General features: G+C 58.3%; 1 protein-coding gene. It reads left to right on the forward strand.

From position 1 onward, the window contains the following. Window positions 1-429 (forward strand): hypothetical protein (locus tag EN780_RS39600; RefSeq protein ID WP_189557207.1); only part of this gene is annotated, 429 nt, incomplete at both ends.

Raw genomic sequence — 429 nt, forward strand, 5'->3', positions numbered from 1 at the left:
GTCTCAATGCACGATTCTCGGCAGAGCAGCGGCTTAGAATCTTTGACGGCTTCACCGCACCCATCGAAAACAAGCCAATGGTGCGCGAGGAAAGCTACTTTGCGAGCCGCGCAGAGCCGAGTTATTTCCGCCTGGCCGAGTTGATTGAAGAATCAGCATATTGGACGCGCGACTTGCAGCGCGCGAGTGCCCAAGCGATGCGCCTCGTGCTGGTTGCGGTTGCGCTTCTGATGGGCTTCACGCTCTGGCATGCTATGTCTTCGATGTCCACCGACGCACAGGTCTCACTTGCGCGCGTGCTGGTGGCGGCACTAGTTTTTCTGCTTTCGTCCGATACAGTCGGCACGATGATCGCACACAAGAACGCCGCCGACGCTATCGATGATGTCCTCCAACGCGTCGAAAGTGCGGCCGCACGTGGCTACACAG

It is taken from the genome of Mesorhizobium sp. M4B.F.Ca.ET.089.01.1.1 (genome assembly GCF_004022605.1).
In the GTDB taxonomy this organism is placed as follows: Bacteria; Pseudomonadota; Alphaproteobacteria; order Rhizobiales; family Rhizobiaceae; genus Mesorhizobium; species Mesorhizobium abyssinicae.